Annotated in this window: 27 protein-coding genes; 18 read left to right on the forward strand and 9 right to left on the reverse strand. The window is 71.4% G+C overall.

The window, feature by feature from the left end; genetic code table 11:
* Positions 1 to 57: 57 nt before the first annotated feature.
* Complete coding sequence (locus IGA62_RS12480; protein WP_145821490.1) at positions 58 to 1,230, reverse strand: thiolase family protein; 1,173 nt, start codon at positions 1,228 to 1,230, stop codon at positions 58 to 60.
* 171 nt (positions 1,231 to 1,401) lie between these two features.
* On the opposite strand from IGA62_RS12480, the gene IGA62_RS12485 reads away from it, so the two are divergent.
* A complete protein-coding gene (locus tag IGA62_RS12485; protein WP_145821488.1) occupies positions 1,402 to 1,854 on the forward strand; it encodes a PH domain-containing protein in 453 nt (150 codons plus the stop codon).
* Here IGA62_RS12485 and IGA62_RS12490 read toward each other — a convergent pair.
* Both IGA62_RS12490 and IGA62_RS12495 read right to left on the reverse strand, forming a co-directional pair.
* The gene (locus tag IGA62_RS12490; RefSeq protein WP_145821486.1) at positions 1,851 to 2,762 is read right to left on the reverse strand and encodes a rhomboid family intramembrane serine protease; all 912 of its coding nucleotides are present in this window, start codon (positions 2,760 to 2,762) and stop codon (positions 1,851 to 1,853) included. The genes IGA62_RS12485 and IGA62_RS12490 overlap by 4 nt on opposite strands.
* Positions 2,763 to 2,830: 68 nt before the next feature.
* Complete coding sequence (locus IGA62_RS12495; protein WP_145821484.1) at positions 2,831 to 3,361, reverse strand: peptidylprolyl isomerase; 531 nt, start codon at positions 3,359 to 3,361, stop codon at positions 2,831 to 2,833.
* An 84-nt stretch (positions 3,362 to 3,445) separates the two neighbouring features.
* Here IGA62_RS12495 and IGA62_RS12500 point away from each other — a divergent pair, with 84 nt between their 5' ends.
* A complete protein-coding gene (locus IGA62_RS12500) occupies positions 3,446 to 4,198 on the forward strand; it encodes a hypothetical protein (protein ID WP_145821482.1) in 753 nt (250 codons plus the stop codon).
* Positions 4,199 to 4,294: 96 nt separating this feature from the next.
* On the opposite strand, the gene corA is transcribed toward IGA62_RS12500, so the two are convergent.
* The 3 genes from corA to IGA62_RS12515 all read right to left on the reverse strand — a co-directional run bounded on the left by corA (position 4,295) and on the right by IGA62_RS12515 (position 7,441).
* Complete coding sequence (corA, locus tag IGA62_RS12505) at positions 4,295 to 5,443, reverse strand: magnesium/cobalt transporter CorA (RefSeq protein WP_145821480.1); 1,149 nt, start codon at positions 5,441 to 5,443, stop codon at positions 4,295 to 4,297.
* Between the two features lie 365 nt (positions 5,444 to 5,808).
* Positions 5,809 to 6,903, reverse strand: a complete 1,095-nt coding sequence (locus tag IGA62_RS12510; protein WP_145821478.1) for an aminotransferase-like domain-containing protein — start codon at positions 6,901 to 6,903, stop codon at positions 5,809 to 5,811.
* 97 nt (positions 6,904 to 7,000) lie between these two features.
* Positions 7,001 to 7,441 carry an ester cyclase gene (locus tag IGA62_RS12515; protein ID WP_145821476.1) on the reverse strand — a complete coding sequence of 147 codons (441 nt, stop codon included), beginning with the start codon at positions 7,439 to 7,441 and terminating at the stop codon, positions 7,001 to 7,003.
* 141 nt (positions 7,442 to 7,582) lie between these two features.
* Between IGA62_RS12515 and IGA62_RS12520 the strand changes: the two genes are divergently transcribed.
* From IGA62_RS12520 to IGA62_RS12540, 5 genes are read left to right on the forward strand one after another with little or no spacing between them, the layout of a single operon-like run.
* On the forward strand, positions 7,583 to 8,032 hold the full coding sequence (locus tag IGA62_RS12520) for an NUDIX domain-containing protein (protein WP_145821474.1): 450 nt from the start codon (positions 7,583 to 7,585) through the stop codon (positions 8,030 to 8,032).
* Complete coding sequence (locus IGA62_RS12525; protein ID WP_145821472.1) at positions 8,029 to 8,802, forward strand: helix-turn-helix domain-containing protein; 774 nt, start codon at positions 8,029 to 8,031, stop codon at positions 8,800 to 8,802. Before IGA62_RS12520 ends, IGA62_RS12525 begins: the two co-directional genes overlap by 4 nt.
* A gap of 59 nt (positions 8,803 to 8,861) precedes the next feature.
* Positions 8,862 to 9,593 carry a phosphocholine cytidylyltransferase family protein gene (locus IGA62_RS12530; protein ID WP_145821470.1) on the forward strand — a complete coding sequence of 244 codons (732 nt, stop codon included), beginning with the start codon at positions 8,862 to 8,864 and terminating at the stop codon, positions 9,591 to 9,593.
* Complete coding sequence (locus IGA62_RS12535; protein ID WP_145821467.1) at positions 9,581 to 10,648, forward strand: iron-containing alcohol dehydrogenase family protein; 1,068 nt, start codon at positions 9,581 to 9,583, stop codon at positions 10,646 to 10,648. Before IGA62_RS12530 ends, IGA62_RS12535 begins: the two co-directional genes overlap by 13 nt.
* A complete protein-coding gene (locus tag IGA62_RS12540; RefSeq protein ID WP_145821465.1) occupies positions 10,623 to 11,345 on the forward strand; it encodes a CDP-alcohol phosphatidyltransferase family protein in 723 nt (240 codons plus the stop codon). Before IGA62_RS12535 ends, IGA62_RS12540 begins: the two co-directional genes overlap by 26 nt.
* A 296-nt stretch (positions 11,346 to 11,641) precedes the next feature.
* On the opposite strand, the gene IGA62_RS12545 is transcribed toward IGA62_RS12540, so the two are convergent.
* The gene (locus tag IGA62_RS12545) at positions 11,642 to 11,833 is read right to left on the reverse strand and encodes a DUF397 domain-containing protein (protein ID WP_145821464.1); all 192 of its coding nucleotides are present in this window, start codon (positions 11,831 to 11,833) and stop codon (positions 11,642 to 11,644) included.
* Positions 11,830 to 12,717 carry a helix-turn-helix domain-containing protein gene (locus tag IGA62_RS12550; RefSeq protein WP_145821462.1) on the reverse strand — a complete coding sequence of 296 codons (888 nt, stop codon included), beginning with the start codon at positions 12,715 to 12,717 and terminating at the stop codon, positions 11,830 to 11,832. The genes IGA62_RS12545 and IGA62_RS12550 overlap by 4 nt, the downstream gene beginning before the upstream one ends.
* A gap of 411 nt (positions 12,718 to 13,128) precedes the next feature.
* Between IGA62_RS12550 and IGA62_RS12555 the strand changes: the two genes are divergently transcribed.
* The 4 genes from IGA62_RS12555 (at position 13,129) to IGA62_RS12570 (ending at position 16,015) form a co-directional block, all read left to right on the forward strand.
* Entirely contained in the window at positions 13,129 to 13,374 is a 246-nt protein-coding gene (locus tag IGA62_RS12555) for a hypothetical protein (RefSeq protein WP_145821460.1), read from the forward strand.
* Between the two features lie 300 nt (positions 13,375 to 13,674).
* Complete coding sequence (locus IGA62_RS12560) at positions 13,675 to 14,661, forward strand: type I restriction-modification enzyme R subunit C-terminal domain-containing protein (RefSeq protein ID WP_145821458.1); 987 nt, start codon at positions 13,675 to 13,677, stop codon at positions 14,659 to 14,661.
* 131 nt (positions 14,662 to 14,792) lie between these two features.
* Entirely contained in the window at positions 14,793 to 15,359 is a 567-nt protein-coding gene (locus IGA62_RS12565; protein ID WP_145821456.1) for a hypothetical protein, read from the forward strand.
* Positions 15,360 to 15,364: 5 nt separating this feature from the next.
* On the forward strand, positions 15,365 to 16,015 hold the full coding sequence (locus IGA62_RS12570) for a nucleotidyl transferase AbiEii/AbiGii toxin family protein (RefSeq protein ID WP_145821454.1): 651 nt from the start codon (positions 15,365 to 15,367) through the stop codon (positions 16,013 to 16,015).
* 57 nt (positions 16,016 to 16,072) lie between these two features.
* On the opposite strand, the gene IGA62_RS12575 is transcribed toward IGA62_RS12570, so the two are convergent.
* Entirely contained in the window at positions 16,073 to 17,254 is a 1,182-nt protein-coding gene (locus IGA62_RS12575) for a glycosyltransferase family 4 protein (protein WP_145821452.1), read from the reverse strand.
* 24 nt (positions 17,255 to 17,278) lie between these two features.
* Here IGA62_RS12575 and IGA62_RS12580 point away from each other — a divergent pair, with 24 nt between their 5' ends.
* The 7 genes from IGA62_RS12580 (at position 17,279) to IGA62_RS12610 (ending at position 26,448) form a co-directional block, all read left to right on the forward strand.
* A complete protein-coding gene (locus IGA62_RS12580; RefSeq protein WP_145821450.1) occupies positions 17,279 to 18,139 on the forward strand; it encodes an Fpg/Nei family DNA glycosylase in 861 nt (286 codons plus the stop codon).
* A gap of 321 nt (positions 18,140 to 18,460) precedes the next feature.
* Positions 18,461 to 19,972, forward strand: a complete 1,512-nt coding sequence (locus IGA62_RS12585) for a sugar transferase (RefSeq protein ID WP_232624991.1) — start codon at positions 18,461 to 18,463, stop codon at positions 19,970 to 19,972.
* 57 nt (positions 19,973 to 20,029) lie between these two features.
* Positions 20,030 to 21,274 (forward strand): sensor histidine kinase, encoded by a 1,245-nt coding sequence (locus IGA62_RS12590; RefSeq protein WP_145821446.1) that lies wholly within the window; start codon positions 20,030 to 20,032, stop codon positions 21,272 to 21,274.
* A complete protein-coding gene (locus IGA62_RS12595; protein WP_145821444.1) occupies positions 21,271 to 22,029 on the forward strand; it encodes a LytR/AlgR family response regulator transcription factor in 759 nt (252 codons plus the stop codon). The genes IGA62_RS12590 and IGA62_RS12595 overlap by 4 nt, the downstream gene beginning before the upstream one ends.
* 176 nt (positions 22,030 to 22,205) lie before the next feature.
* Entirely contained in the window at positions 22,206 to 24,293 is a 2,088-nt protein-coding gene (locus tag IGA62_RS12600) for a carboxypeptidase-like regulatory domain-containing protein (RefSeq protein WP_145821442.1), read from the forward strand.
* 105 nt (positions 24,294 to 24,398) lie between these two features.
* Positions 24,399 to 24,806, forward strand: coding sequence for a hypothetical protein (locus tag IGA62_RS12605; RefSeq protein ID WP_091453781.1), 408 nt, complete (start codon positions 24,399 to 24,401; stop codon positions 24,804 to 24,806).
* Between the two features lies 1 nt (position 24,807).
* Entirely contained in the window at positions 24,808 to 26,448 is a 1,641-nt protein-coding gene (locus IGA62_RS12610; protein ID WP_145821440.1) for a sodium/solute symporter, read from the forward strand.
* Positions 26,449 to 26,604: the final 156 nt, after the last annotated feature.

The following is a 26,604-nucleotide window of genomic DNA, read 5'->3' on the forward strand; positions in this document are numbered from 1 at the left end:
CCGGCTGTCCGACACCGGGCGGGATCGGACAGCCGGTGCGACGCCGCCCGGTGCCGGCTAGAGCAGTTCGACGATCGTGGCGTTGGCCATGCCGCCGCCCTCGCACATGGTCTGCAGGCCGTAGCGGATGCCGTTGTCCCGCATGTGCTGGAGCATCGTGGTCATGATCCGGGCACCGGACGCGCCGAGCGGATGGCCGAGGGCGATCGCCCCGCCGCGCGGGTTCAGCCGCTCCGGGTCGGCCTCGGTCTCCGCCAGCCAGGCCAGGGGCACCGGGGCGAACGCCTCGTTCACCTCGTACACCCCGATCTCCTCGATGCCCAGCCCCGCGCGGCGCAGCGCCTTCGCGGTGGCCGGGATGGGGGCGGTGAGCATGGTGACCGGGTCGTCGGCGGCGACGACGGCGGTGTGGACGCGGGCCAGCGGACGCAGGCCGTGCCGGCTGGCCCACTCGGAGGTGGTGACGGCGAGCGCCGCCGCACCGTCGGAGATCTGCGAGGCGGACCCGGCGGTGACCACGCCGTCGGCGCGGAACGGGGTCTTCAGCTCGCCGAGCTTCTCCAGCGACGTGTCCCGGCGGATGCCCTCGTCGGCGGTGAACTTGCCCCCGTCGGCCAGCGCCACCGGGGCCAGTTCCGCGTCGAACGCCCCGGCGTCCTGGGCGGCGGCCGCCTTCTCGTGGCTGGCCAGCGCGAACTCGTCGAGCTGGCTGCGGGAGAAGCGCCAGCGCGCGGCGATCAGCTCCGCGCCGACGCCCTGGTTGAACGGCAGCGGCTCGTCGTCGGCGAAGCCCTCGACACCCCGGTAGCGCTCACGGAGCTGGTCGCTGAAGGGCATCCCCCCGGCCACACTGGCCCCCATCGGCACCCGGGTCATCGACTCGACTCCCCCGGCGACGACCAGGTCGGCCTGACCGGAGAGAACGGTGGCGGCGGCGAAGTGCAGCGCCTGCTGGCTCGACCCGCACTGCCGGTCGAGGGTGGTGCCGGGGACCGACTCGGGCCAGCCGGCAGCGAGGACGGCGTTGCGGGCGACGTTCCAGGACTGCTCGCCGACCTGGGACACGCACCCCCAGACCACGTCGTCGACGTCGGCCGGGGCGATGCCCGTCCGCTCGGCCAGGGCACGGAGCACGTGCGCCGAGAGGTCCACCGGGTGGACACCGGCCAGGCTGCCCTTGCGTCGCCCGACGGGGGTGCGTACCGCGCCGACGATAACCGCGTCACTCATGTCTACTCCCCGGTAACCTCAGATTCCTCGATCCTACGTCGCGCGGCGACCCACCGTCCGCCCCGGGTGACCGGTCGTCTCCGGGCTTGGTCGTGCGGGTCCGGGCGGTCGGTTCGTCGTACGGGTCCGGTGGCGTCACGGCGTCCACCCCCGCTCGGGCATGCTGGACGGATGCACCCAGGGTCCTTCCACCGGCAGTGGCGCGTACCGGTGAAACTACCGCTGGTCAAGCTGGCCGGGGCCGGGACACTGGTGGCGCTCGGCCTGCTCCTCGCCGAGGGCGACCCGGTACCGGTGTTCCTCGCCGGGCTGGGCGCGGCCGGGTTGGCCGTCTGGGCGGCGCGCGACCTGCTGGCCCCGGTACGGCTCGCGGCGGATCCGTCCGGAGTGACCGTGGTCACCGGCTTCGCCGGCCGGCGGACGCTCGACTGGTCGGCGATCGAGTCCGTGTCGGTGGACGACCGGCCCCGCCTCGGTCGACGCAACCAGTTCCTCGAGATCGACACCGGCGAGTCGCTCCACCTGCTCAGCCGGCACGACCTCGACGCCGACCCGGCCGAGGTCGCCACGCTCCTGGCCCCGTTCCTGGACGCGCACCGCCCCGGGGCGGACCCCCGGCCCTAGCCGAGCAACGCCGAGGTGCGGACGAGGACGAGGGCGAGCAGGGCCACCATGATGACCACGCCACCGGCGGCCTGGAAGGTCGAGCGGCGCATCCGGGGGGCGTAGGCCAGGACCAGGGCCATCAGCGCCCCGGCGACCAGGCCGCCCAGGTGCCCGGCGATGGAGATGCCCGGCACGGCGAAGGTGAACACCAGGTTGACCACCAGGATGGGCACCACGGCCGAGGTGTCCCGGCCGAGCCGGCGCATGATCACGAAGAGCGCGGCGAAGAGGCCGAAGACGGCGGTGGAGGCACCGGCCGTGGCCGCGTTGGGCGCGCTGAAGAAGTAGGCCGCGACGTTGCCGCCCAACCCGGCGATCAGGTAGAGCGCCAGGAAGCGCAACGGCCCGAGGGCCGCCTCCAGAGAGCGGCCGAGCACCCACAGGGCCCACATGTTGAGCAGCAGGTGCACCACGCCGTAGTGCAGGAACATCGCGGTGAGCAGGCGGTACCACTCGCCCTCGGCGACCCCGTGGATGGTGCCGTCGGGGAAGAGCGCCCGGCCGAGCACCGCGCCCCACTCGGTCAGCGGGGTGCTGCCGCCCATCAACCCGCCGAAGCCGGAACCGCCGGCAGCGGAGTCACCGCCCCGGTCGGAGGCGATGGAGAGCAGCATCATCAGCACGTTCAGCGAGATCAGGGCCTTGGTCACGTAGCCCTGGCGACCGGCGGCACCGCCGCCGAAGGCGGTGCGCGCCGGTCGCACCGAACGTCGGCCCTCGCTCACACACTCCGGGCACTGGTGGCCCACGGAGGCGTCCCGCATGCACTCGGGACAGATCGGACGGTCACAGCGGGTGCACCGGACGTACGTCTCCCGACCGGGGTGCCGGTAGCAGACGGGGGTGGTCGGCGGTGACTCGCTCACGGTCTCGCCCTCCCGTCCGCGCACCTGCCGCGCTCAGTCATGCGAGCAAAGGTACCTCGTACGGGAGATCAGGCAGGGGAGCGCTCGATCTGGACCCGCTCGATCACGACGTCGGAGAGGGGCCGGTCGCTCGGGCCGGTCGGGGTGGTGGCGATCGAGTCGACGACCTTCGCGGAGTCCTCGTCCGCCACCTGGCCGAAGATGGTGTGCCGGTTGTTCAGGTGCGGCGTCGGGCCCACGGTGATGAAGAACTGCGAGCCGTTGGTGCCCGGTCCGGCGTTCGCCATCGCCAGCAGGTACGGGCGGTCGAAGCGCAGCTCGGGGTGGAACTCGTCGGCGAACTTGTAGCCCGGCCCGCCGCGACCGGTGCCGGTCGGGTCACCCATCTGGACCATGAAGCCGCTGATCACGCGGTGCGAGATGGTGCCGTCGTAGTACGGCCCGCTGCCCGGCTGGCCGGTGCGCGGGTCGGTGTACTCCCGGGTGCCCTCGGCCAGCTCCACGAAGTTGCGGACGGTCTTCGGGGCGTGGTTGGAGAAGAGCTCCAGCCGGATCGGGCCATGGTTGGTGTGCAAGGTGGCGTAGACAGCCTCGGCCACGGGTACTCCTCACTCGTCGGTCAGTTCCATGCGGATCCTCCCATGTGCCCGATCTGGCAGTGCGGAGGCATCCGAAGGTGGAGGATGACGAAGGAACAACTCCCAGGAGGTGGGACCGTGTTTGGAATCGGGCGGCGTAAGTCCCAGGGGCAGCTGGCCAGGGCCGAGCTCAACCGGGGCGTCGGTCACCTGATGCAGGCGGCCACGTACGCGTCCCGGGGTGTCGGCCACTCCGTCGGCCCCCGGGTGCAGGCGGCCCGGGGTGCGATGGCACCTCGGGTGGTGGTGGTCCGCGACTCCGCCCTCCGGGGCTGGGGTTCGACGGTCGGCACCCTCGCTCCGCTGGCCGTGGCCGCCCGTGGCGGTGCGTCGCAGGCCGGCACGATGGCCCGGAAGGCTAAGGCGAAGAACATGCGGATGATGAAGCTGCAGAAGAAGCAGAAGGCCCGTCGGCGCGGCGGCCTGATGACCGGTCTGCTCGCGGCCGGGGCGGTGGCCGGGGTGGCCGGCGCGATGGCGATGCGTCGTCGTCGGGACCAGCAGGAGTGGTCCGAGTACGACCCGAACCGCACGCTGGAGCCGATGCGCGACGAGGTGGAGACCATCGAGGTGCGGACCCCGAGCACGGCCACCGGCCCGGCGTCCGCCGGCGGACCGACCGGGGCCGGCAGCTCGGCGGTGGCCGGTGCGGGCAGCGCCGCCACCACGAAGCCGATCACCCCGAACAACAAGGTGCCGTCGGTCGCCGAGGGGGCCCGGGACGTCTCGGGTCGTCCGGCCGACGACATCAGCACGGCGATGGGGGGCACCAACAGCTCCAGCGGCGGTCGTCACTGACGCCCGCACGGACGGCGTCGCCACGGCCGTCGGGAGCGGCGCCGGCGAGGCGGGGGTAGCACCCCGCACCGCCGGCGCTCCCCGTCGCGGTACGGGTCAGAGCCAGCCGTTGCGGCGGAACCAGCGGTAGAGGGCCATCGAGATGGCCAGCATCAGGGCCAGGACGACCGGATAGCCGTACGTCATCTTCAGCTCGGGCATGTTCTCGAAGTTCATGCCGTAGATGCCGGCGATGGCGGTCCACACGGCGGCGATCGCGGCCCAGGCCGCGATCTTGCGCATGTCGTTGTTCTGGTCGACGGTGACCTGGGCCAGGCGCGCCTGGAGGATCGAGTTCAGCAGGTCGTCGTAGGAGTTGACCTGCTCGACGGTGCGGCTGAGATGGTCCTGCACGTCCCGGAAGTAGCGCCGGATCTCCTTCGGCACCTCCCGGTTGACCTGGGCGGTGAGCGTCATCAGCGGGCGCTGCAACGGCACCACCGCCCGCTTGAACTCGACCAGTTCGCGCTTCATCTGGTAGATCCGCTGGATCCGCCCGTGGCTCTGCCGGTCGAAGACCTCCGCCTCCAGCACGTCCAGGTCGTCCTCGACCTGGTCGGCGACCTCCAGGTAGAGGTCCACCACCCGGTCGGTGACCGCGTACGCCACCGCCCACGGGCCGTGCAGCAGCAGGTCGCGGGTGCTCTCCAGGTCGGCCCGGACGGGCGCGAGGTGGCAGGCGTCCCCGTGCCGGACGCTGATCACGAAGTCAGGCCCGATGAAGAGCATCACCTGGCCGGTCTCGACCACCTCGGAGGTCTCGGTCAGTTCGGTGTGCTCGCAGTACCGGGCGGTACGCAGCACCAGGAAGCTGACCTCGCCGAACTGCTCCAGCTTCGGCCGCTGCTGGGCCTTGACCGCGTCCTCGACGGCGAGTTCGTGCAACCCGTACGTGGCCGCGATGCCGGTCATCTCCCGCAGGCCCGGCTCGTGCAGTCCCAACCAGACGAAGGCGTGCGGCTGGCGGCGGGCCGCGGCGAGCGCGTCGGCGTAGTTCCAGTCGCCCGGCTGCCGGATCCCCTCGACGTAGAGGGCGCAGTCGACCACGGCGCTGCGGTCCGGCCCGGTCTCGTGGGGTGGACGGGGAGTGTCCTCGGTGTTCAGGATGCGGCTCATCGCCCGGACGGGGGCCGCCCATGCCCGGGGGCGGAGGACCCGGCCGGCGCCGAGTGGTGTGTTCCGAGCCCGATCGGTCCGGTCAGACATGACGGCGCCTCCTCCCACCCACGGCTGCTGCGCGCTTGAGGGTACGCCGCCGGCACATGCCGGGCCGGTCGCGCGGAACCGGGGCGGGCACCGACCGGGTACGGGGGCGGCGTCGGGCGGGCCGGTCGCGTCGAAGGGGGTGAGATGCGACACGGCCCACCCGACGCCTGTGGGGGCGGGGGAGGGTGCTCACGAGGCCCGCCACGCCGGGAGTGCGGACGACCGCACCGGGGCCTACCAGGCCGTTCGACGTGAAGGACGCTCGCAGCATTGTGGGCCGCGGGCCGGCCCGAGGGGAGACCCGAGCCGGCCCCGAGTTGGCTATTGTCAGATATCTGACAGAAGGCTGGCGTAGTAGGCAGCCGTCAGCCCCGGACGGCGGCCATGGCCTCCGCCAGCCGCCGGACACCCTCGTCGATCCGGTCCGCGGTGACCGCCGAGAAGGCCAGCCGGAGCGCGTGCCGGCCGCCACCGAGGACGAAGTCGCTTCCCTTCACCACCGCGACGCCACGCTCCGCCGCCGCCGGGGCGAGCCGGTCCACCTCGACGTCCTCCGGCAGCTCGACCCAGAGGAAGTAGCCCCCGTCCGGCTCGACGAAGCGCGCCTCGGGGATGTGCCGGCGCAACGACTCGGCCAGCACCCGGGCCCGCTCGCCGAGCGCGGTGCTGACCGTCCGGATCGAACGCTCGATGTCACCGGAGACGCAGAACTGGTGCACGATCGCCTCGGAGACCATGCCGGGAGAGATGTAGAGGTTGGTCGCCTTCCTCGCGATGTCGGCGATCAGGTCGGCCGGCCCCACCAGGTAACCGACCCGCACCCCCGGGCAGACCGTCTTGGTGAAGCTGGAGGCGTGCACCACGACACCCCGGGTGTCCATCGAGAGCATCGACGGCAGCGGTTCGCCCCGGAACCGGATGTCGGCGTACGGGTCGTCCTCGAAGATCGTGAAACCGTACTCGGCGGCCAGGTCGAGCAGCTCGCGACGCTTCTCCAGGGAGAGCGTGACACCGGCCGGGTTCTGGTAGTTCGGGATGACGTGGGCCAGCCGGGGGCGCACCCCGGACTCCAGCAGCTTGCGCAGCTCGGCGGTGTCCAGGCCGTCCGGCTGGATGGTCACCGCGTGCAACTCGCTGCCCTGACGCTGAAGGTTCAGCAGCGTCCGGTCGTACGTCGGCCGCTCCACCACGACGGCGTCGCCGGGGCGGACCAGGTGGTCGAAGAGGAACGCGTCGGCCTGGAGCGAGCCGTTGGTGACCAGGACCTGGTCCGCCGCCACCCCGTGCTTGTCGGCGATCCACTTCCGCAGGGGCGGGTAACCGACGGAGGTGCCGTACGCCGTCACTCCGGCGGGGTCGACGTCGAAGGCGCGGACGGCGGCGGCCTTGAGCCCCTCGACATCGACGATGTCCAGCGAGGGAGCGCCACGGGCGAAGGAGATCAGCTGCTCGGCGGTCATGGCTACTGAGCGTACGGGCGGCCGGTGGCCGATCGCGGACGGCACGACGATGTCCGCATCCTGAGCCACCGGGACGGGTGATCCGTCCCCGACCAGCTCAGGCGGCGAGCGTGGCGTCGGCGGCCGGTTCGGGCCGCCAGCCCAGGTCGGTCAGGAGCAGGCCCTGGTCGAAGTAGGAGCGCCAGGAGGCGATCAGGCCGTGCCGGGCCCGGACCACGTCGACCACGTCCCAGCTCACCGCGCGACCGGTCGGCGCGACCGCGCCGAGAGCGGTGTGCAGCGCGCCGGTGTGGGTACCGGTCATCCGCTGTTCGACCACCACCCCACCGGCCGTCTCGACCAGCCCGGTCAACTCGGGACGCAGGTCGGGGAAGGCCCCCGACCAGGCCCGCAGCAACGCCGGAAGCTCGATCGGGCGCACCGTCAACCCCGGCATCGAGTAGAAGGCGTCGTCCGCGTACAGCTCGGGCAGCCGGGCGAGGTCCCGCTGCCGGAGCATCGCGTACTGCGACTCGACGAGTTCCCTGGCGCTGCGCATGGCGACCTCCCGGCGGCGCGGTACCGGTTTGTCCCCGCACCCACCAGCTATCTCTACCCCTCGATTTCCGGCCCACACCCCGGACTCCGGCCGAGCCGTCCGGGCGTCGCCGGAACGCTGATCCCTCGCTAGGGTCAAGGCGTGTCCACCGAGCCTCTACGCTGCGCAGGCGCACTGATCGTCGACGACCAGGGTCGCCTCTTCATCCAGCGCCGGTCCCCGGAACGACGGCTTTTCCCGAACACCTGGGACATTGCGGGCGGTCATCTGGAGCCGGGCGAGGAGGTCGAGGACGCGCTACGCCGGGAGGTCTTCGAGGAGACCGGCTGGACCGTCTCGCACGTGCTCGGTCTCGTCGGCGAGTACCGCTACACCGGCAACGACGGCATCGAGCGGGTGGAGACCGACTTCCTGGTCCGGGTCGACGGTGACCTCGACCACCCCCGACTGGAGGCGGGAAAGCACACCGAGTTCCGGTGGATCACCGAGCAGGAGATGGCGGTGCTGGACGAGCACCGTGACGTCAACGACGGGCTGATCCGGCAGATCGCGGAGAACGCGTTCGCCGCCCTACGTTCGATCGGGCTGTGAGCGACGGGGTAGAGCTCCCGCCGCACCGGTTCGCGGGGCTGGTCGCCCCGGCGATGGACCGGGTCTTCGTCGCCGGCATGCTCGCCGGCCGCGAGGGCGGCGGCGCCGAGCTGAGCCAGCGGTACGGCGGGCCGGCGGCGACCGGCTTCCTGGTGGAGTTCCGCACCCGCCTCGCCGCACCCGGTGGCACCGTCACGGCGGCCGGGTTCACCGCGGTGACCCGGTACCGGGACCCGGCCACCTGCCAGCGCGCCCTGGACAAGCAGGTGGCGCACGGCATGATCCACCGGCGGCCCGACGGCGCCTTCTCGGCCACCGACCGGGGTGGCGCCTTCCTCGCCGAGATCTACCAGGTGCACGGCGAGGTCACCGAGGAGCTGTGGGCCGGGCACGACGAGCGGGTGCTCCGGCTGGTGGAGACGCTCGGCCGGCTGCTGGCGTACGCGCTGGTGGTGGTCGAGGAGAACGACGACACCGCGCCCAGCGAGGCGTTCCGCGCGATGGCCCCACCGTACGAGCCGGACGGCACCCCGCCGGGCGTGCTGCTGCTCAACCGGCTGGGCACGTTGCGCTACCACCGGTCCGACGCGCACGCCGCGGCGTGGACCGCGGCCGGGCACACCGCCGCCAGCGTGAGCACGCTGCCGGACGGGCCGGAGCGGCTGGCGATCGAGCAGGAGACCGACCGCCGGGCCGCCGGCCCGTACACCGTGCTGGCCCCCGACGAGCGGCTGGCCATGCTCGCCGACCTGGCCGCGCTGCCCGGCTGACCGTCCGCCCCGACTATCCTCCAGCGGGGACGCCAGTCGTAACAGGGAGGATGTCGCCGATGATCGGGATGGTGCTCGCGGCCGGAGCGGGGCGCCGGCTGCGCCCGTACACCGACACCCTGCCGAAGGCGTTGGTGCCGGTGGACGGGGAGACGACCATCCTCGACATCGCGCTGCGCAACCTGGCCGAGGTAGGGCTGACCGAGATCGTGATCGTGGTCGGCTACGCCGCCGACGCGGTGGTCAGCCGGAAAGTGGCGTTGGAGGAGAAGTACGGCGTCACGATCACCCTCGTGCACAACGACAAGGCCGAGGAGTGGAACAACGCGTACTCGCTCTGGCTGGCCCGGGAGCACTTCGCCCGGGGCGTCCTGCTGGTGAACGGGGACACCGTCCACCCGGTCGACGTGGAACGGACCCTGCTCGCCCAGCGTGGTCCGGGCATCCTGCTCGCCGTCGACACGGTCAAGAAGCTCGCCGACGAGGAGATGAAGACCACCTTCGACGCCACCGGCCAGCTCACCCGGATCACCAAGTTGATGGACCCGGCCGAGGCGTACGGGGAGTACATCGGCGCGACCCTGATCGAGCCGCAGGTGGCCGACGCGCTCGCCGACGCCCTGGAGACGACCTGGCGGCGCGACCCGAACCTCTACTACGAGGACGGCTACCAGGAGTTCGCCGAGCGTGGCGGCGAGGTCCGGGCCGCGCCGATCGGTGACGTCGCCTGGGTGGAGGTCGACAACCACGACGACCTGGCCCGCGCGCGGGAGATCGCGTGCCACTACTAGCCCGTACGGTCAACACGCCCCTGGTGATCGAGGTCCGGCGGGGCGCGGTGGCCGACCTGGGCCCGCTCCTGGCCGACCGGCGGATCTCCGCCGGGGGTGACGTGGCAGTGGTGGTCGGCCCCGGCCAGGGCGAGAAGATCGCCAACCTGTGCCAACCCAGCCTGGGCTCCGCCGACGTGTTCATGGTCACCGGCGGCACCATCGACGCGGCCAACGAGCTGGGCGACCGGCTCCGCTCGCGCCACTACGACGCCGTGGTCGGCATCGGCGGCGGCAAGACCATCGACACCGCCAAGTACGCCGCCACCCGGTACGGCATGCCGATGGTGACGGTGGCGACCAGCCTCGCCAACGACGGCATCGCCTCGCCGACCGCCTCCCTGGACCACGAGGGCGGCAAGGGCTCGTACGGCGTGCACATGCCGATCGCGGTCATCGTCGACCTGGACTTCGTGGAGAACGGGCCGGACCGGCAGACCCAGGCCGGCATCGGGGACGCGGTGAGCAACATCAGCGCCTGCGCCGACTGGGAACTGGCCCACCGGGTACGCGACGAGCCGATCGACGGGCTGGCGGTGACCCTGGCCCGAACGGGGGCGGAGGCGCTTGTCAACCACCCCGGCACGATCACCGACGACGGCTTCCTCACCACGCTCGCCGAGGCACTGATCCTGGGCGGCATCGCCAGCTCGGTGGCCGGGTCGACCCGCCCGGCCAGCGGCGGTGACCACGAGATCTCGCACGCCATCGACCGGCTCTTTCCGGGCACCGCCTCGCACGGCGAGCAGGTCGGCCTCGGTGCGCTGTTCTGCACCTTCCTGCGCGACGAGCCGGAGCGCTTCGCCCAGCTCGCCGGCTGCCTGCACCGGCACGGCCTGGCCACCGACCCGGCCGGGCTGAGGCTGACCGACGAGCAGTTCGTCGAGGCCGTGCAGTACGCCCCCCGCACCCGTCCGGACCGCTACACGATCCTCGAACACCTGGCGATGTCGCCTACCGAGACGCGGGAGCGGCTGGCAGACTACGCCGGTGCACTCCGCGACCACCTTGGCTGAGCCCCGTCCGTCCATTGCCGACTTCCACCGGGTGAACCGGGGCGGTGGCCTGTTCAGCGAGTCGGTCAGCCAGTGGCTGGGCGCGGTCTTCGCGCTGGTCGCCCAGCGGCTGGGCCTGCGACCCACCGCGCTGACCATCATGAACCTGGTGCTCGGCCTGGCCGCCTCGGTGACCGTGGTGGCGCTCGCCGACCGGGTCGCCGACGGAGACGTGCCGGCCTGGGTGGTCGGGCTGGTCGCGCTGGTCGGCTGGCAGGTGGCGTACGCCCTGGACTGCGCCGACGGGCAGCTGGCCCGGGTGACCGGGCAGGGCAGCCCGGCCGGCGCACGGGTGGACGTGCTCTGCGACGTGGCCGCCCAGATCGCCCTGGTCACCGCCCTGGGGACGGTGGCGGTGGCGCAGCGCCCCGGCACGCCGGTCTGGCTGGTGGCCGCCTTCGCCGGCACCTGGATGGTCAACCTGGTCACCTCGGTGATGCAGGCCGGGCCGAACGCCGCCAGCATGGTCACCTCGACGTCCCTGCCGGTACGCCTGGCGAAGCTGGTCCGCGACTACGGCGCGGTGATCTTCGTGGCCGGTCTGGTGCTCACCTTCGTGCCGGCGCTGACCTTCTGGGTGGTGGTCGCGTTCACCGTCGTCAACGGCGGCTTCCTCCTCGCCAGCATCGCCTTCTCGGCCCGCGCCTCCCTGCGCTGACGGTGCCTCCGGGGGCGACGGCACGCCCCGCAGCCATCAGCTTGTCCAGCCCCGGCACCTGGCCCGTGTGCCGACCCAGCTTCCGAAGAACGGTGCGCTCCCAGGCACAGCGCGATCCACTGTCACCTCGACGCGTTCGGTCCGTCGAGAAGGTCGCTCCAAGATCAATGACACTTCAGCTACACGACACGCCGAACCGAATACACCTCAGGCAGCCACTAAATCGCGAGTGACGCTCATCCCGCTCATGGCACGCCCGTAGGCAGCCGCCAGGGCAGTCCACTGCCTCCGTCGCGTCAGTTGCTCTTCAGGAAGTCGATGAACCTGCGCCAGTCCTGAGCGCCGAAAGTCAGCACGGGACCGCTCCTGTCCTTGCTGTCTCGGACGGCGACCGCACCGGGGATGTTGTCCGCGACCTCGACGCACTGGCCGTTGGCGCTGGAGCGGCTACTCTTCCGCCACTTTGCGTGGCTCAGATCGCGAGTCATCCCGTCCTGCCTACCTCTCGAAGTTCGTTGATCCGATCCTTGATCGTCCTGACGGAACCGACAGGGTCGAGCGCTGCCGCTTGAAGGTGTTCGAAGGTGCCAGTAAACCGGCGGACGTCGGCGCCCTTCTCCAGGAAGAGGTCGCCGGCCATGCTGTCGATGTAGACGAGCGCCGGATCCGCCGGGTCGGGGAAATCCATCACCACGAACGACCCCGGCATGCCGGCATGGGCCCCACCCTGGAACGGAATGACCTGGAGGGTGACGTGGGGCTCCGCGACGGCAGACACGAGGGCTTGCATCTGGCCGAGCATGACGCTGCTGCCGCCCACCTGCCGGTGTAGTACCGCCTCGTCAAGGATTGCCCAGAGCCGGAGCGGCTCCTTCTTCCGTAGCGCCTCCTGGCGCTGCATCCGTGCCTCGACCCGGGTACGGACGTCGTCCTCTCCCGCCAGCGGAAGTCCAGCCTTGATCACTTCGCGGGCGTACTCCTCGGTCTGCAGGAGCCCGGGAACGATCAGCGACTCGTAGTTCCGGACCGATCGTGCTTCGGCCTCGAAGCTGATGTAGGTCGTGTAGAGCTCCGGCAACTCCGACTCGTACGCGCGCAGCCAGCCAAGCTGCGCGGCCTGCCGCGAGAGGGCGATCAACTCGGTCCGCCGGTCGCTGTCGGAGACGCCGTACAGGTCGAGCATTGCCATCAACGTCCGGCGCTGCGGTCGCGACTTGGCGCTCTCGATGCGGTACAGGGTCGCCGGATTGATCCCGGTCTGCTCGCCTACGTCATCTCGGGTGAGGCCGGCCGTCGACCGCAACGCGCGTAGCTCAGCCGCGAGTCTGCGCAAACGCACCGTGGGTGGCTGCCGTCGAGCTGACAACTCCATGTCCTTTCACCCCTGCCTGATCTGAGTGTGCCCGGCGTGCGCATGCAACCCCTGCCCAGGTCGACCAGGTGAGCAACGCGCAAATGCAAGGATTGCATTTTCAACCATGCAGGTGCACGATGGGTGAGGCGTTCGATCAGCCCATACCAGGAGGCGAAGCCCGTGTTCTCATCCATGGCGCTGGTAGCAGTCGGGGCGGTCGGCTTCGCGGCTGGCCTGTTTCTGTTCAAGGTCAAGTCACGCTGGTGCCGGCAGTGTGGGTCGGTGCTGAGCTGTCCGACCTGCGGTAGTCGCGAGGTACACCCGCACCCGGGCAGCAGTCGTCGAGCGAGTCGGCGACGAGCCAGCTTCAGGTCACCTCGCAGTGGGTGCGGCTGGAGGGCGGCAAACTGCGGCCAAGCCGGTGGCTTCATGGACGCCGGCTTCCCGTCAACCGGCCGTCGGATCGCGAGCTGGCTGACCCGGCGAAAGCTGGTACAACAGTTCTGGCCGCCCAAGCGTCGCCGTAGGGCCTTGCTCGACCGCCTCGGCCCGACGACGATCCACGCCAAGAGGGCAGGCGCGTACCGGGCGATCGGGGTCGCGACGGTGGCTTACCTGCCCGAACGGCCGTTGTTGACCCTCGCCGGGGAGTACCGGGCGGGATGCTGGTCGTGACGGCGAGACGAACACCGCAGGCGATCCAGACCGCCTGGTACGTGCTCGAATACCACCGGCATCATCGCTGCCCGCACTGCACGGCCAGCGGCTGGTGCCAGGACGTCCAGATCGCCCGAACGCGGATCACAGCGTGGTACCGGTTCCGCCAGCCGTAGTCCAGCTCAAGGCCGGTGACCTGCTCCACCTCACCCGCGCCGCCAGCGTCTCCCCGCCGACGCCGGCCCGGAGACCGAGGCCGACGGCACGCAGAGCGAGGCGGGCCTGTGCTGGGACCTGGCCCGTGACCTGCACGGCCGGGTGGAAACCATCCACCTCGACAACTTCGCCGTACGCCCCAGGCGGAAGCTGGTGGAGCACTACCTCGACTTCACGCGCTGGCACCGGCTCACCCCTGAAGCGGTGGAGGAGATCGGCGGCAACCTCGCCAACCTGCCCACCGCCAAGCTGGACGAGGACGAGGCGGCCAAGCGGTTCGACCTGCTGGTGCTGCGCCTCCAGCTCGGCCAGTTCGAGGTCGTCGCCGACTACGACAAGCTGCGCCAGCAGGTGCAGTTGATCGCCTCGACCCTGCTGGAGCAGACCAGCATTCCGGCCGTCCGGGAGCAGCAGCAGCTCCTCGACGACGTGGCCGGGGACGAGTGGTGGCGGGACGTCACCCTGCCGATGCTGGAACTGATGCGCCGCCGCCTGCGCGGGCTGGTCCGGCTGATCGAGCGGGCCAAGCGGGCCATCGTCTACACCGACTTCAGCGACGAGCTGGGGGAGATCTCCGTCGTCTCGCTGGACGACATCACCATCGGCACGAACTTCGAGCGGTTCCAGGCCAAGGCGCGGATGTACCTGCGCGCCCACGAGGACCACCTCGCGTTGCAGAAGCTCCGCCGGAACAGGCCGCTCTCCCCCACCGACCTGGACGAGCTGGAACGAATGCTGGTGGACAGCGGTGGCCGCGCCGAGGACATCGAACAGGCCCGCGACTCGGCCAACGGGCTGGGGCTGTTCATCCGCTCGCTGGTGGGGCTCGACCGGGAAGCGGCCAACGAGGCGTTCAGCGAGTTCCTGACCGGCCGCACCCTTACCGCGAACCAGCTTCGTTTCATCGAGTTGATCATCGTCCACCTGACCCAGAACGGCGTCATGGAGCCCCACCGGATCTACGAATCGCCGTTCAGCGACATCGCCCCCGACCCGGAGTCAATCTTCCCGTCCGCCGACGTGGACCGCCTGATCGCGATCATCGACTCCGTCCGGACCACCGCCGCCCCCGCTCGGGAGGTGGCTTAGCGCAGTCCAGGAATTTCTGGGTCAGCCGCTGAAGCAAGGCGACCCAATTACAGCTGCTGGTGCCTCGCATATAAGGGCTCGGAGAACTTCAATCGCCTAGCATGCTTGGCCTATCCTGCTAGGCTAAGCTCATGAGTCGGTTCTCGGAGGATGACGTACGCGCTGCCGTCACCAGGTACGAGGCAACCAAAGCTGCCGCGTTGACCGAACGTGACGAGCGACTACGGGCATTCCACGCTGCCGGCTGGCGACCGGTGGATCTCCAACGAGTCACCGGGTACAGCCGGGAGACAATTCGCCAGGCACTGCGACCGGAGGCCCGACGGGCAACCAACATCAGCCGACGCAAGACACCACCCCAACCGCCGGCCGACTACCGTCCCTACGGTGACCGGAGGCCCTACCTCGTGGCCGAGACTCTTGCCGCGCTGACTGGCCCAACCGAAGGCCTGGTCGCGCTTCCGCACCATCTCGACTGGTCCGGTCACCCCGAGTACGACCTGAGCCGACCCGCACGCCTGGCCAGCATGTACAAGGTGGTGCTCACCGAAGCCAGCAGCGTCGACGACCTGAACACCTGGCTCAACGCTGACCTCCTCCGGCGGCTCTGGCCCACCCTCTGGCTACCACCTCAGTTACGAAAAACCTGGGAAGTTGCCTTCCCCGAACTCGCCGCAACCCGTACTGAAGCCGCGTAGCAGCAGTGGATCCTTTTCACGAACGACTCGCCCGCACCGGGCTCGGAGCCACCCACCGGTATGGCTTCGCCCTTGCCGGCGGTTACGCGGTCCAAGCCGCCGGCCTTTTGGAACGGCCCAGCGAAGACGTCGACCTGTTCACCGCCTGGGACCGCCGCGAGGAGTTCGCCGACGCGGTCACCGCCGTGGTCCACGCCTACCGCGACGACGGCCTGAAGGTCGGCGTCGAGCGGCAGTACGACACGTTCGCCCGGCTGGCGGTCAGCGATGGCCTGCGCGTCTCCAAGGTCGAACTCGGCGTGGACTGGCGGGCCAACGAACCCATCCTCATGGCCATCGGACCGGTCCTACATCCCGACGACGCTGTTGCGAACAAGATGAGCGCGCTCTACGGGCGGGCGTTCGCCCGAGACTTTGTCGACATCGACGCCACGCTCCGATCCGGCCGGTACACCCGTGAAGTGCTCCTCAGCCTCGCGCAACGCGCCGACCGCGGGTTCGATCGGCGCGTCTTCGCCGATGCTCTAGGGCAGGCCTGCGTGCTCGACCCTGACGACTTCGCCCAGTACGGCATCACCGACCAGGCGCTGGACGATCTCCACAGACAGTTCGCGGCGTGGCGCCGCGAACTGCTCGACGAGGAAGGTCCCGGCTGACCTGACGGCTCCGTCGGCTGCTCGTGCGCGCTCGCGATGGTGCCCGGTCCGCAGCTGTCAGGAACGAATTCCTCCTCGCAGTCCGGCGTACACGTCGATGAGGCGCTTGGTGACCACGTCCGGGTGGAAGGTGCGCTCGTAGCGCAGCCGGGCGGGAGCCGAGAGTGCGGCGGCACCGGCCGCCGCGACCGGCAGGGCGGCGGCCATGGCAGCCGGGTCGGCGGGCACCACCCAGCCGACCGCGCCGGCCGGATCGTCCGCCCCGACCAGGTACGGGATGCCGCCCAGGTCGGTGCCGAGCACCGGTCGTCCGCTCGCCATCGCCTCGATCACCACGGTCGGCAGCACGTCGTGCCAGAGCGAGGCGGCGATCACCACGGCGCTCTGCGCCATCACCGCCCGCACGCCGTCCCGGTCCAGTGAGCCGAGGTAGGTCACGTCGGAGCGCTCGGCGGCGGCCTGCTCGGCCAGGTGACGCAGTTCACCGTCCCCGGCGATGCGCAGCGGGCCGAGCGCGCCGTCGGGGTGCCGCCGCCAGGCGTCGAGCAGCAGGCCGAGGCCCTTCTCCGGGGAGAGCCGGCCCAGGTAGAAGAAGCCCTCGCCGAGCGGGGCGGGCCGCCCCGGGTCGGGGATGCCGTTCGGTTTGACCACGATCCGGTCGGCGGGAATGCCGTACTCGCGCAGGTGCTCGGCGATCTGCGAGGTGAGCGCGATGAACCGGTCCACCGAGCGCCAGGTGGGGCGGTGCACAGCCAGGGTGGCCGCCATCAGGGCGCTCTGCACCGTCGAGCCCCGGTAGCAGCGGTTCCGGATAGCCGGCACGCCGAGCGTGCGGCCCTTGCAGTCCTGGCAGATCGCGCCGTCCCGGAAGTAGACGCCGGAGGAGCAGACCTGCCGGTAGTTGTGCACCGTCTGCACCACCGGCACCCCGTGCCGGTGCGCGGTCCGCACCACCCAGGGCGAGAGCAGCGGGTACGGGTTGTGCAGGTGCAGCACGTCCGGCTTGTGCTCGGTGAGCAGCCGACTCAGGTCCTGTTGGGCGCGGGGGGCGTAGATCGGCGAGATCGGCAGCAGCGCCTTGGCGGTCTTCGGCATGGTGGGGATCTCGTCGGAGCTGCGGATGAACGGCAGCACCTCGACCCCGGCCGCCCTGAGCTGGGCGATCTCCGCGTCGACGATGGTGTTCTCGCCGGACGGCTGGGCCTGGCGGTACCGGTTGTGCGCCACGACGATTTTCACGGGTGCCAAGGCTACCGTTGAGGAGTGCCGGAGCTACCCGAGGTGGAAGCGCTCGCCGATCACCTGCGCCGACGTGCGGTCGGGCACCAGGTGGGGCGGGTGGAGGTCGCCGCGATCAACGCGCTGAAGACGTACGACCCCGCGCCGGACGCGGCGGTCGGGCGCACGGTGACCGACGCCGGTCGGCACGGCAAGTTCCTCGACGTGGTGTTCGACGGCGACCTGCACCTGGTGGTCCACCTGGCCCTCGCCGGCTGGCTGCACTACCGGGAGTCGTTCCCGTCCGCCGTACCGCTGCGCCCGGGCAAGGGCCCGATCGCGCTGCGGGTACGCCTCGACGACGGCTCCGGCTTCGACCTGACCGAGGCGGGCACCCAGAAGAGCCTCGCGGCGTACCTGGTGACCGACCCGGCGCAGGTCCCCGGGGTGGCCCGGCTCGGCCCGGACGCCCTCGACGCCGACCTGGCCACCTTCACCGAGCGGCTACGCAGCCGGCGGGGCCAGGTGAAGGGGGTGCTGACCGACCAGCAGGTGTTGGCCGGGGTCGGCAACGCGTACTCCGACGAGATCCTACACGCGGCGAAGCTGTCGCCGTTCGCGCTGACCGGCCGGCTGACCGAGGCGCAGCTCGCCACGCTGCACGAGGCGACCCGGCGGATCCTCGGCGACGCGGTGACCCGCTCGGTCGGGCAACGGGCGGCGGAGCTGAAGGCGGAGAAGCGCTCCGGGCTGAACGTGCACGCCCGGACCGGGCTGCCCTGTCCGGTCTGCGGGGACACCGTCCGGGAGGTCTCCTTCGCCGACTCCAGTCTCCAGTACTGCCCCCGGTGCCAGACCGGCGGCAAACCTCTCGCTGACCGACGGTTGTCCCGCATCGTACGGTGAGTGACGTCGAACCGGACAGAGGCGTCAAGATCACCCACCCGGTTCCCCACCGTCGGCTGCGTGGCTCTACCCCTACCCCGATCCATCGGTATAGTGGCTCGGTCCCCGGCTCCCCGCTGATCGGAGCCGGCCGGATCCCGGTCCCAGCACCGACGTCATCTCCTCAGGGTCGACGACGGTGTCGGGGCTCGCGTGGGAGACTGGTAACGGTGGGCGACCGGGCCCCTCACTGTGTGGGCGGCGCGTGTCATGCGGGAGGACACAGTTGAGGTGACGGCAAGCCTCCAGCGCCCGGTGACCAACGAAGGCCGGAGCAGAATCGTGCGGCACGTCGACAGCTTCGAGATCCAGCCGCCGACTCCGTCGTCGCACAACGGCGTACCCCGGTCGGCGTGGGCGCGGGCCAGCCGCCGGGTCTCCCGGTGGCACCGTCCCTACACCTTCCTGCTGCTGCTGCTCGACTTCGGCGCGGCGGCGCTGGCCAGTTGGATCGCGGTCCAGCTCTTCGACCAGGCGGCCTCCGGATTCACCCGCTCCGAGGAGGACCCCACCTGGTTCCACACCGTCTCGTACGTCCTGCTCCCGCTCGGTTGGGTGGTCACCCTCTGGAGCAACCGGGCGTACGACCGGCGCTACCTGGGTCTCGACCCCGACGAGTTCAAGCGGGTCATCCGGGCGGCCGTCACCGTGGCGGCCAGCGTGTCGTTCCTGGCCTTCGCCACCAAGACCGATCTCTCCCGGTACACCGTGGGTACCGCGCTGCTCGGCGCCGCATGCCTGATCCTGTTCGGTCGGATGGTGGGCCGGTTCACGCTGCACGGGGTGCGGCGGCGGACCGGGCACGCCGGGCACCGGATGGTGCTGGTGGGCACGCTGCCGGAGTGCCTTGAGGTGTACGCGGCGGTCACCCGTAACCCGGCCGCCGGCCTGGTGCCGGTCGCCATCCACATCACCGACGGGTACGCCGCCGCGCGGGGCATCGAGACCCCGGTGCCGGTGTACGCCGGCCGGGACGTGCTCGCCCTGGTCCGGGAGGTCAGCGGGGACACGATCGCAGTCTGCGGTTCGGCCAGCGCCGAGCCGGGGGAGCTGCGCCGGCTGGCCTGGCAGTTGGAGGGCTCCGGGGTCGACCTGGTGGTCGCGCCGCAGCTCACCGACATCGCCGGCCCCCGGGTGCACATCCGGCCGATCGAGGGCCTGCCGCTGCTGCACGTCGAGGAGCCCACCCTCTCCGGCCCGGCGCTGCTGATGAAGAACCTGCTGGACCGGGTGGCCGCCGGGCTGGGGCTGCTGGTGCTGGTCCCGGCGTTCCTGGCCATCGCGGTGGCGATCCGGGTCTCCGATCCCGGGCCGGTCTTCTTCCGGCAGCCCCGGGTGGGCCACGAGGGGCGGACCTTCCGGGTCTGGAAGTTCCGCACCATGTACGTCGACGCCGAGGACCGGCTCGCCGCCCTGGTGGACCAGAACGAGACCGACGGCATGCTCTTCAAGATCAAGGAGGATCCCCGGGTCTTCCCGGTCGGCCGCTTCCTACGCGCCTCCTCGATGGACGAGCTGCCCCAGCTGATCAACGTGCTCCGGGGCGAGATGTCGCTGGTCGGGCCCCGTCCGCTCCCCGCCGACGACGGTGACTTCCTGGGCGACGTCCGCCGCCGACTGCTGGTCCGTCCCGGAATGACCGGTCTGTGGCAGGTCTCCGGTCGCTCCGACCTCTCCTGGGACGAGGCGGTCCGGCTCGACCTGTACTACGTCGACAACTGGTCGCTCGCGTACGACCTGAGCATTCTCTGGCGGACTGTCGGGGTCGTGCTCGCCCGCAAGGGCGCGTACTGACCGCTGGCGGCCCGTGAGGGCTTGGCGGGCGGTGCCCCGACCGGACAGGATCGTCGGGTGAGCGGCAACGTCTCCGCAGGGCTCGCGGTCGTCGCACTGGTGACCGCGCTGGTGGCCGCCCTGTTCGGGGTGGGTCGGCTGCGCGCCCGACGGGGCATCGCCACCGCCACCCAGCGGGCCACCTACGAGGTGCTGCACACCGCCGGGCTGGCCGCCGCACCGCTGCGTACCGGGCTGGACGAGACCGGCGCGGCCAAGGCCGTCCGTCACCTGCGGGCCCTGGTGGGCGCGGCCGGGCTGGCACTGACCGACCGGGACGACCTGCTCGCCCTCGACGGGCGCGGCGCACACCACGCGGACCAGCTGCGCGCGGCGGCCCGCAAGGCGGTGGCCGCCGGCCGCTCGACCGTGCTGGGCGAGGCGGAGCTGCGCTGCGACCGGGTCGACTGCCCGGTACGCGGCGCGGTCGTCGCCCCGCTGCGCGGCCCGGACGGGCGGGTGGTCGGGGCGCTGGTGGCCGTCGCCGACGAGGCACCCGCGCCGGGGCTGGTGCAGGCCACCCTGGAGACCGCCGACTGGGCCGGCGACCAGCTCGCCCTGGCCGAGCTGGACTCCTCCCGGGAACGGCTGGCCCGGGCCGAGGTCCGGGCGCTCCGGGCACAGATCAGCCCGCACTTCATCTACAACGCGCTGACCGCCATCGCCTCGTTCGTCCGGACCGACCCCGAGCGGGCCCGGGAGCTGATCCTGGAGTTCGCCGAGTTCACCCGGTACTCGTTCCGGGCACACGGCGAGTTCACCACGCTGGCCGAGGAGCTGCGCTCGATCGACCGCTACCTGACCATCGAACGCGCCCGGTTCGGCGACCGGCTCCAGGTGCGGCTCCAGATCGCCCCGGAGGTGCTGCCGGTGACCCTGCCCTTCCTCTGCCTGCAACCGCTGGTGGAGAACGCCGTCCGGCACGGGTTGTCCCGCAAGCCCGGCACGGGCATGGTGAGCATCGAGGCCCGGGACGCCGGTGCGGAGTGCCACATCACGGTGGAGGACGACGGAGTGGGGATGGACCCGGCGACGCTGACCGCCGGCATCGCCGAGCTGGCCGGGGAGTCGGGCGCGATGGGTGCCCCGGGTGGTCCGGGGGACGACTCCGGCCAGCACGTCGGGCTCTCGAACGTCGACGAGCGGCTCCGGTCGGCCTTCGGCGACCAGTTCGGCCTGGTCGTGGAGACCGGCCTCGGATCGGGTACGAAGGTGAGCATGCGGATCCCGAAGTTCCACCCCGGCGTCCGGGCCGGCTCGTGACCGGCGGATTCCTGCGGGTGCTGGCGGTCGACGACGAGCCCCCGGCGCTGGACGAGTTGGCGTACCACCTGCGCGCCGACCCCCGGGTGGCCCGGCTGCACACCGCCTCGGACGCCACCGAGGCGCTGCGGGTGCTCCGCGACGACGACGTGGACGTGGTGTTCCTGGACATCCGGATGCCCGGTCTGGACGGCATGGAGCTGGCCCGGGTGCTGCGCCGCTTCGCCCGTCCGCCGTCGATCGTCTTCGTCACCGCGTACGACGACGGCGCGGTGGACGCCTTCGACCTGGGCGCGACCGACTACGTGCGCAAGCCGGTCCGGGCGGAACGGCTGGCCGAGTCCCTGCGCCGGGTGATCGGGGCACGGGTGGTGCCGAGTCACCCGGCCGCGCTGGCCCGGGCCGAGGACGACCCGACCATCCCGGTCGAGCTGGCCGGGACGACCCGGATGCTGCCCCGCTCGGCGGTGCGCTGGGTGGAGGCGCAGGGCGACTACGCGCGGCTGCACACCGCCGACGGGTCGCACCTCGTCCGGGTGTCCCTCTCCACCCTCGCCGAGCGCTGGGCGGATGCCGGTTTCGTCCGGATCCACCGCTCCTACCTGGTGCAGTTGCGGCTGATCGCCGAACTGCGGCTGGTGAACTCGGGCTACGTGGTGGTGGTCGACTCCACCGAACTGCCGGTGAGTCGCCGGCACACCCGGGAACTGAAGGACCGGCTGGTCCGCGCCGCCAAGCAGGACTGGAACCGCTGACCAGGGTCGGCCCACCGGCCACCTCCCACTGGCCGGAACCACCGCCGCCTAGCCGAAAAGCGGAGTCGCAGAAATAGTCGGTCGCCTATGCTCCCGGTGCCGATCCGGTACGGGGCGCGGGGTCGGTGCGGCGTCGTGCTGCGCGGACGCCCCACCACCCTCGCGTTGGGAGACACATGCGACTGTCCCTCCTGCGACGTACCGGCCTGGTCGGCCTCGTCGTCGCGTCCCTCGTCGTGCCCGGGGCGGTCCCGGCGCAGGCGGCGGAGACCGGCACGGTCAGCGGACGGCTGACCACCAGCACCGGAGTCGGGGCTGCCCACGTCACGGTCTACGTCTACGAGCCGAGGAACTTCTTCGTCATCAGCCGGACCGACACCGACGCTGACGGCAACTGGTCCGTCACCGGGCTGACCACCGGCAGCTACGCGGTGGGCTTCCGCCTCACCGACGGCCCGGAGCAGTTCTACCGGCAGCAGACCAGTCCGTGGGACGCCGACCAGATCACCGTCACCGCGGACGAGACCACCACGGTCGACGAGCAGCTCCTCGCCACCGGCACCATCAGCGGCCAGATCCGGGACACCGCCGGCAACCCGGTCGGGGACCTTCTGCTCGAGGCGCGCAAGGTCGACAGCGACGAGGTGGTGTACGCCCGGACCGGACCCGACGGGCGCTACCGGATGTCGGCGTGGGTCGGCGCCCACCGGATCTCCTTCGCACCGATCGAGGGGCTGTGGCAGCGCCAGTACGTCCCCGGCGAGATCGACGAGGAGGAGGCCGGCGAGTACACCGTCACCGCCGGTGCGGAGACCGCCGTCGACGACACCGTGCTCCCCGCCGGCAGCCTCTCCGGGACGCTGACCAGCGCCACGGGTACGCCGATCGCCGACGCGTACGTCGGGGTGAACACCGTTAACATGCGCGGCGGGGCGGACACCCGCACCGCCTCCGACGGCACCTTCACCGTCCCGGTGCTGCTCGCCGGGGCCTACAAGATCATGTTCGACACGGGCAGCCGGCAGCAGTTCTACGACGGCAAGCTCACCCACGAGGAGGCCGACGTGATCACCGTGCAGGGCGGGCAGAACACCACGGTCACCGAGAGCATCCTCGGTACCGGCTCGGTGCAGGTCTCCGCCGTCGACTCGGTGACCGGAGCCCCGATCGCCGACTTCTGCGCCTCCCCAGGGGGGTGCAGCAACGGCACCGGCAAGGTCGTCGTCACCGGGCTACCCGAGGGCCGGCACGACCTCCACCTCTACACCAACTCCCGTCGGTACTTCGCACGGGACCTGCTCGGCGTCCAGGTGCGGGCGAACCAGACCACGCAGATCTCCCCGGCGATGCGCCCGGGCGCGGTGATCACCACCACCGTCGTCGACGCGCAGACCGGTGCGGCGCTGTCGGGTGTCTGCCTCGCTGCCTTCCTGCCCAAGCGGGCGGCCCTGCTGGACGGGTACGGCAACTGCTCCGACCAGCTCGGTCGCGTCAGCGTCGGTCCGCTCGCCACCGGCACGTACAAGCTCTTCGCCACGACGAACAGGGACACGTACGGTCGGCAGTGGGTTGGTCCGGCCGGCGGCACCGGGGACGAGCGGCAGGCCGCGGCGGTCGAGGCGACCGCCGGCACGGTGGTGGCTGGTCCGCAGGTCCGAATGGACCGGGCGGGCACGATCAGCGGTACGGTCACCGACGCGGCGACCGGCGCTCCCCTGCGCGACGTCTTCGTCTCGGTGCTCACCGGCCACCCGGGCGTCGGGGCGGAGGACGCGACCACCGGCGCGGACGGCCGCTACACGCTGACGAAGCTCGGCCCGTACGCCTGGCCGGTGGTCTTCGGCTCCCACCCGTACGGCTACCAGTGGTCGGGTAACGCGGTCAGCCGGTTCACCGCCACTCCGGTGACGGTCGCCGCCGGTGGCACCGCCACCCACGACATGGCGATGCGGGCGGCCAGCCGGGCCACCGGCGCGGTCACCACCCCGGACGGCACCCCGTTCACCGGGGGTTTCGTGATCGCCCGTAGCGTCGACACCGGTGACATCGCGGCGGCCGACTGGGTCGAGAACGGCCGGTTCGACGTGCCGGTCCTCGGCCAGCAGCGCATCTACTTCACCTACGAGTTGACGCTCGGAGAGGAATCCGTCTCCGGCACGTACCGGCTGCCGGACGCGGACGGGGTGCTCCGGGTCGCGCGGTACACCGTGCCGACCACCGGCACGCTCACCGCCGACCTGGTGGTGTCCGTGTCCACAGGCTGATCCAGTTATCCACAGGCTCCGGGCCGGTTGTCCACAGGTTGTGCACAGCCGGCCCGGATGCTGATCGGGGCTTGACATTCGGGTGGGGGCGGCGAGACTGCGTCAGTGGCCGCCCCCACCGACCCCGTACCAGCACCTCGGCGACCGGAGCCGCGCCCTCGGACGCGGATCGTGCTCGCCGAGGTGTCCCGGCGGGGTGCCGACCGGACCCGCAGCGAGCTGACCGAGCAGACCCGGGTCGGCGAGGCGCTGGTCCGGGGCCTGGTCCGGGCCCAGCTCGCGCTGGCGCTGCGGCTGGCCGTGGTGGTGCTGATCGGCCTCGGCGGGCTCCCCTGGCTCTTCGCCATCGCACCCACGGTCGGCCGCGTCACCCTCTTCGGGGTCAACCTGCCGTGGCTGCTGCTCGGGGTGGCCGCCTTCCCGTTCCTGGTCGCGGTCGGCTGGGCGTACGTGCGGTTGGCCGAACGGAACGAGCAGGACTTCAGCGACCTCGTCCAGCGGCCGGAGCGTTGAGGTGGACAACGGGTACGTGGTGCCGGCGATCGTGGCGGTCACCCTGGCCACGTTCGGAATCGGCTTCTACGGGCTGCGGGTGGCCCGGACCACCTCCGACTTCCTGGTCGCCTCGCGGGCGGTCAGCCCGACCTGGAACGCCGCCGCGATCGGCGGCGAGTACCTCTCCGCGGCCTCCTTCCTCGGCATCGCCGGGTTGATCCTCAAGTACGGCGTCGACGTGCTCTGGTACCCGGTCGGCTTCGCCGCCGGCTACCTGGCGCTGCTGCTGTTCGTGGCCGCGCCGCTGCGCCGCTCCGGGGCGTTCACCCTGCCGGACTTCTGCGAGCTACGGCTGCACTCGCGCCGGCTCCGGGCACTCGCCACCGTCTTCGTGATCTTCATCGGCTGGCTCTACCTGGTGCCGCAACTCCAGGGGGCGGGGCTCACGCTGACCACGCTGACCGGCTCGCCGTACCCGGTCGGGGCGCTGGTCGTCGCCGTGGTGGTCATCGCGAACGTGGCACTCGGCGGAATGCGCGCGATCACCTTCGTCCAGGCGTTCCAGTACTGGCTGAAGCTGACCGCGCTCGCCGTACCGGTGATCTTCCTGGTGTTGCAGTGGCAGGCCGACGGCCGCCCCGCGGTGACCCCGCCCGACGGGCCGGCGTTCCGGACCGCGACCACCGTCGTGGTCGACCATCCGGCGACCCTCACCCTCGCCGACGGCACCACCCGCGAGGTACGCCCCGGCGACGAGCTGACCTTCGACGCCGGTGACCCGGTGCCGGAGGTCTCCGGCGTGGTCACCGACGCCGCCGACTGGCTGCTGCCGAGCACCGCCGGGGACGACGACCGGGGGCTGTTCGGGACGTACTCGCTGATCCTGGCCACCTTCCTCGGCACCATGGGGCTGCCGCACGTGCTGGTCCGCTTCTACACCAACCCGGACGGCGCGGCGGCCCGGCGGACCACGCTGGTGGTGCTGGCCCTGGTCGGGGCCTTCTACCTGCTGCCCACCCTCTACGGGGTGCTCGGCCGGGTCTACACCCCGCAACTGCTGGTAACCGGGCAGACCGACGCGGTGGTGGTGCTGCTGCCCGGTGCCGCGCTCGGCGACGGGACGACCGGGCGGCTGCTCGCCGCGCTGGTCGCCGCCGGGGCGTTCGCGGCGTTCCTGTCCACCTCGTCCGGGCTGCTCACCAGCGTCGCCGGGGTGATCTCCACCGACGTGCTCGGGCGCGGCTCGGTACGGGGTTTCCGCCTGGCCACCGTGATCGCCGGGGCGGTACCGGCGGTGCTGGCGCTGAACGTCTCCGGGATGGACGTGTCGCAGGTGGTCGGGCTGGCCTTCGCGGTGGCCGCGTCCAGCTTCTGCCCGCTGCTGGTGCTGGGCATCTGGTGGCGGGGGCTGACCGACCTGGGTGCCGCCGCCGGCATCCTGGCCGGCGGCGGCGCGGCCATCGGCGCGGTGCTGCTCACCGTGCTCGGCCCGCCGCTGACCGGCTGGCCGGCCACGCTGATCGCCCAGCCGGCCGCCTGGACGGTGCCGCTCGCCTTCACCGTCATGGTGGCCGTCTCGGTCGCCTCCCGGCGTCGCCAGCCCACCGACGTCGCCACCACCATGCTCCGCCTGCACACCCCGGAGTCCCTGCGCCTGTAGCCCCGCCGGGCTTCGGGTGGGGTGGAAGCAGGGGTCCCCTGTTACCGCTTTTTGTCGAGGAAGGGGCCCCTGCAACCACCTCAGCGGCACCGGAGTCGTAGGCCGAGATCGTCCCTGAGCAGGAGAGACCGGTGGCCTTCGGCGGCTAGTTTCGGG

This window comes from Micromonospora sagamiensis (assembly GCF_014680085.1).
Lineage (GTDB): Bacteria > Actinomycetota > Actinomycetes > Mycobacteriales > Micromonosporaceae > Micromonospora > Micromonospora inyonensis.

Excerpts from the sequence above, each read along its gene's own strand:
- IGA62_RS12500 (WP_145821482.1), top strand. The coding sequence starts at position 3,446 with ATGACGAAGGAACAACTCCCAGGAGGTGGGACCGTGTTTGGAATCGGG.
- IGA62_RS12480 (WP_145821490.1), bottom strand. The coding sequence starts at position 1,230 with ATGAGTGACGCGGTTATCGTCGGCGCGGTACGCACCCCCGTCGGGCGA.
- IGA62_RS12600 (WP_145821442.1), top strand. The coding sequence starts at position 22,206 with ATGCGACTGTCCCTCCTGCGACGTACCGGCCTGGTCGGCCTCGTCGTC.
- IGA62_RS12555 (WP_145821460.1), top strand. The coding sequence starts at position 13,129 with ATGGACGCCGGCTTCCCGTCAACCGGCCGTCGGATCGCGAGCTGGCTG.
- IGA62_RS12550 (WP_145821462.1), bottom strand. The coding sequence starts at position 12,717 with ATGGAGTTGTCAGCTCGACGGCAGCCACCCACGGTGCGTTTGCGCAGA.
- IGA62_RS12510 (WP_145821478.1), bottom strand. The coding sequence starts at position 6,903 with ATGACCGCCGAGCAGCTGATCTCCTTCGCCCGTGGCGCTCCCTCGCTG.
- IGA62_RS12565 (WP_145821456.1), top strand. The coding sequence starts at position 14,793 with ATGAGTCGGTTCTCGGAGGATGACGTACGCGCTGCCGTCACCAGGTAC.
- IGA62_RS12545 (WP_145821464.1), bottom strand. The coding sequence starts at position 11,833 with ATGACTCGCGATCTGAGCCACGCAAAGTGGCGGAAGAGTAGCCGCTCC.
- IGA62_RS12530 (WP_145821470.1), top strand. The coding sequence starts at position 8,862 with ATGATCGGGATGGTGCTCGCGGCCGGAGCGGGGCGCCGGCTGCGCCCG.
- IGA62_RS12485 (WP_145821488.1), top strand. The coding sequence starts at position 1,402 with ATGCACCCAGGGTCCTTCCACCGGCAGTGGCGCGTACCGGTGAAACTA.
- corA (WP_145821480.1), bottom strand. The coding sequence starts at position 5,443 with ATGTCTGACCGGACCGATCGGGCTCGGAACACACCACTCGGCGCCGGC.
- IGA62_RS12515 (WP_145821476.1), bottom strand. The coding sequence starts at position 7,441 with ATGCGCAGCGCCAGGGAACTCGTCGAGTCGCAGTACGCGATGCTCCGG.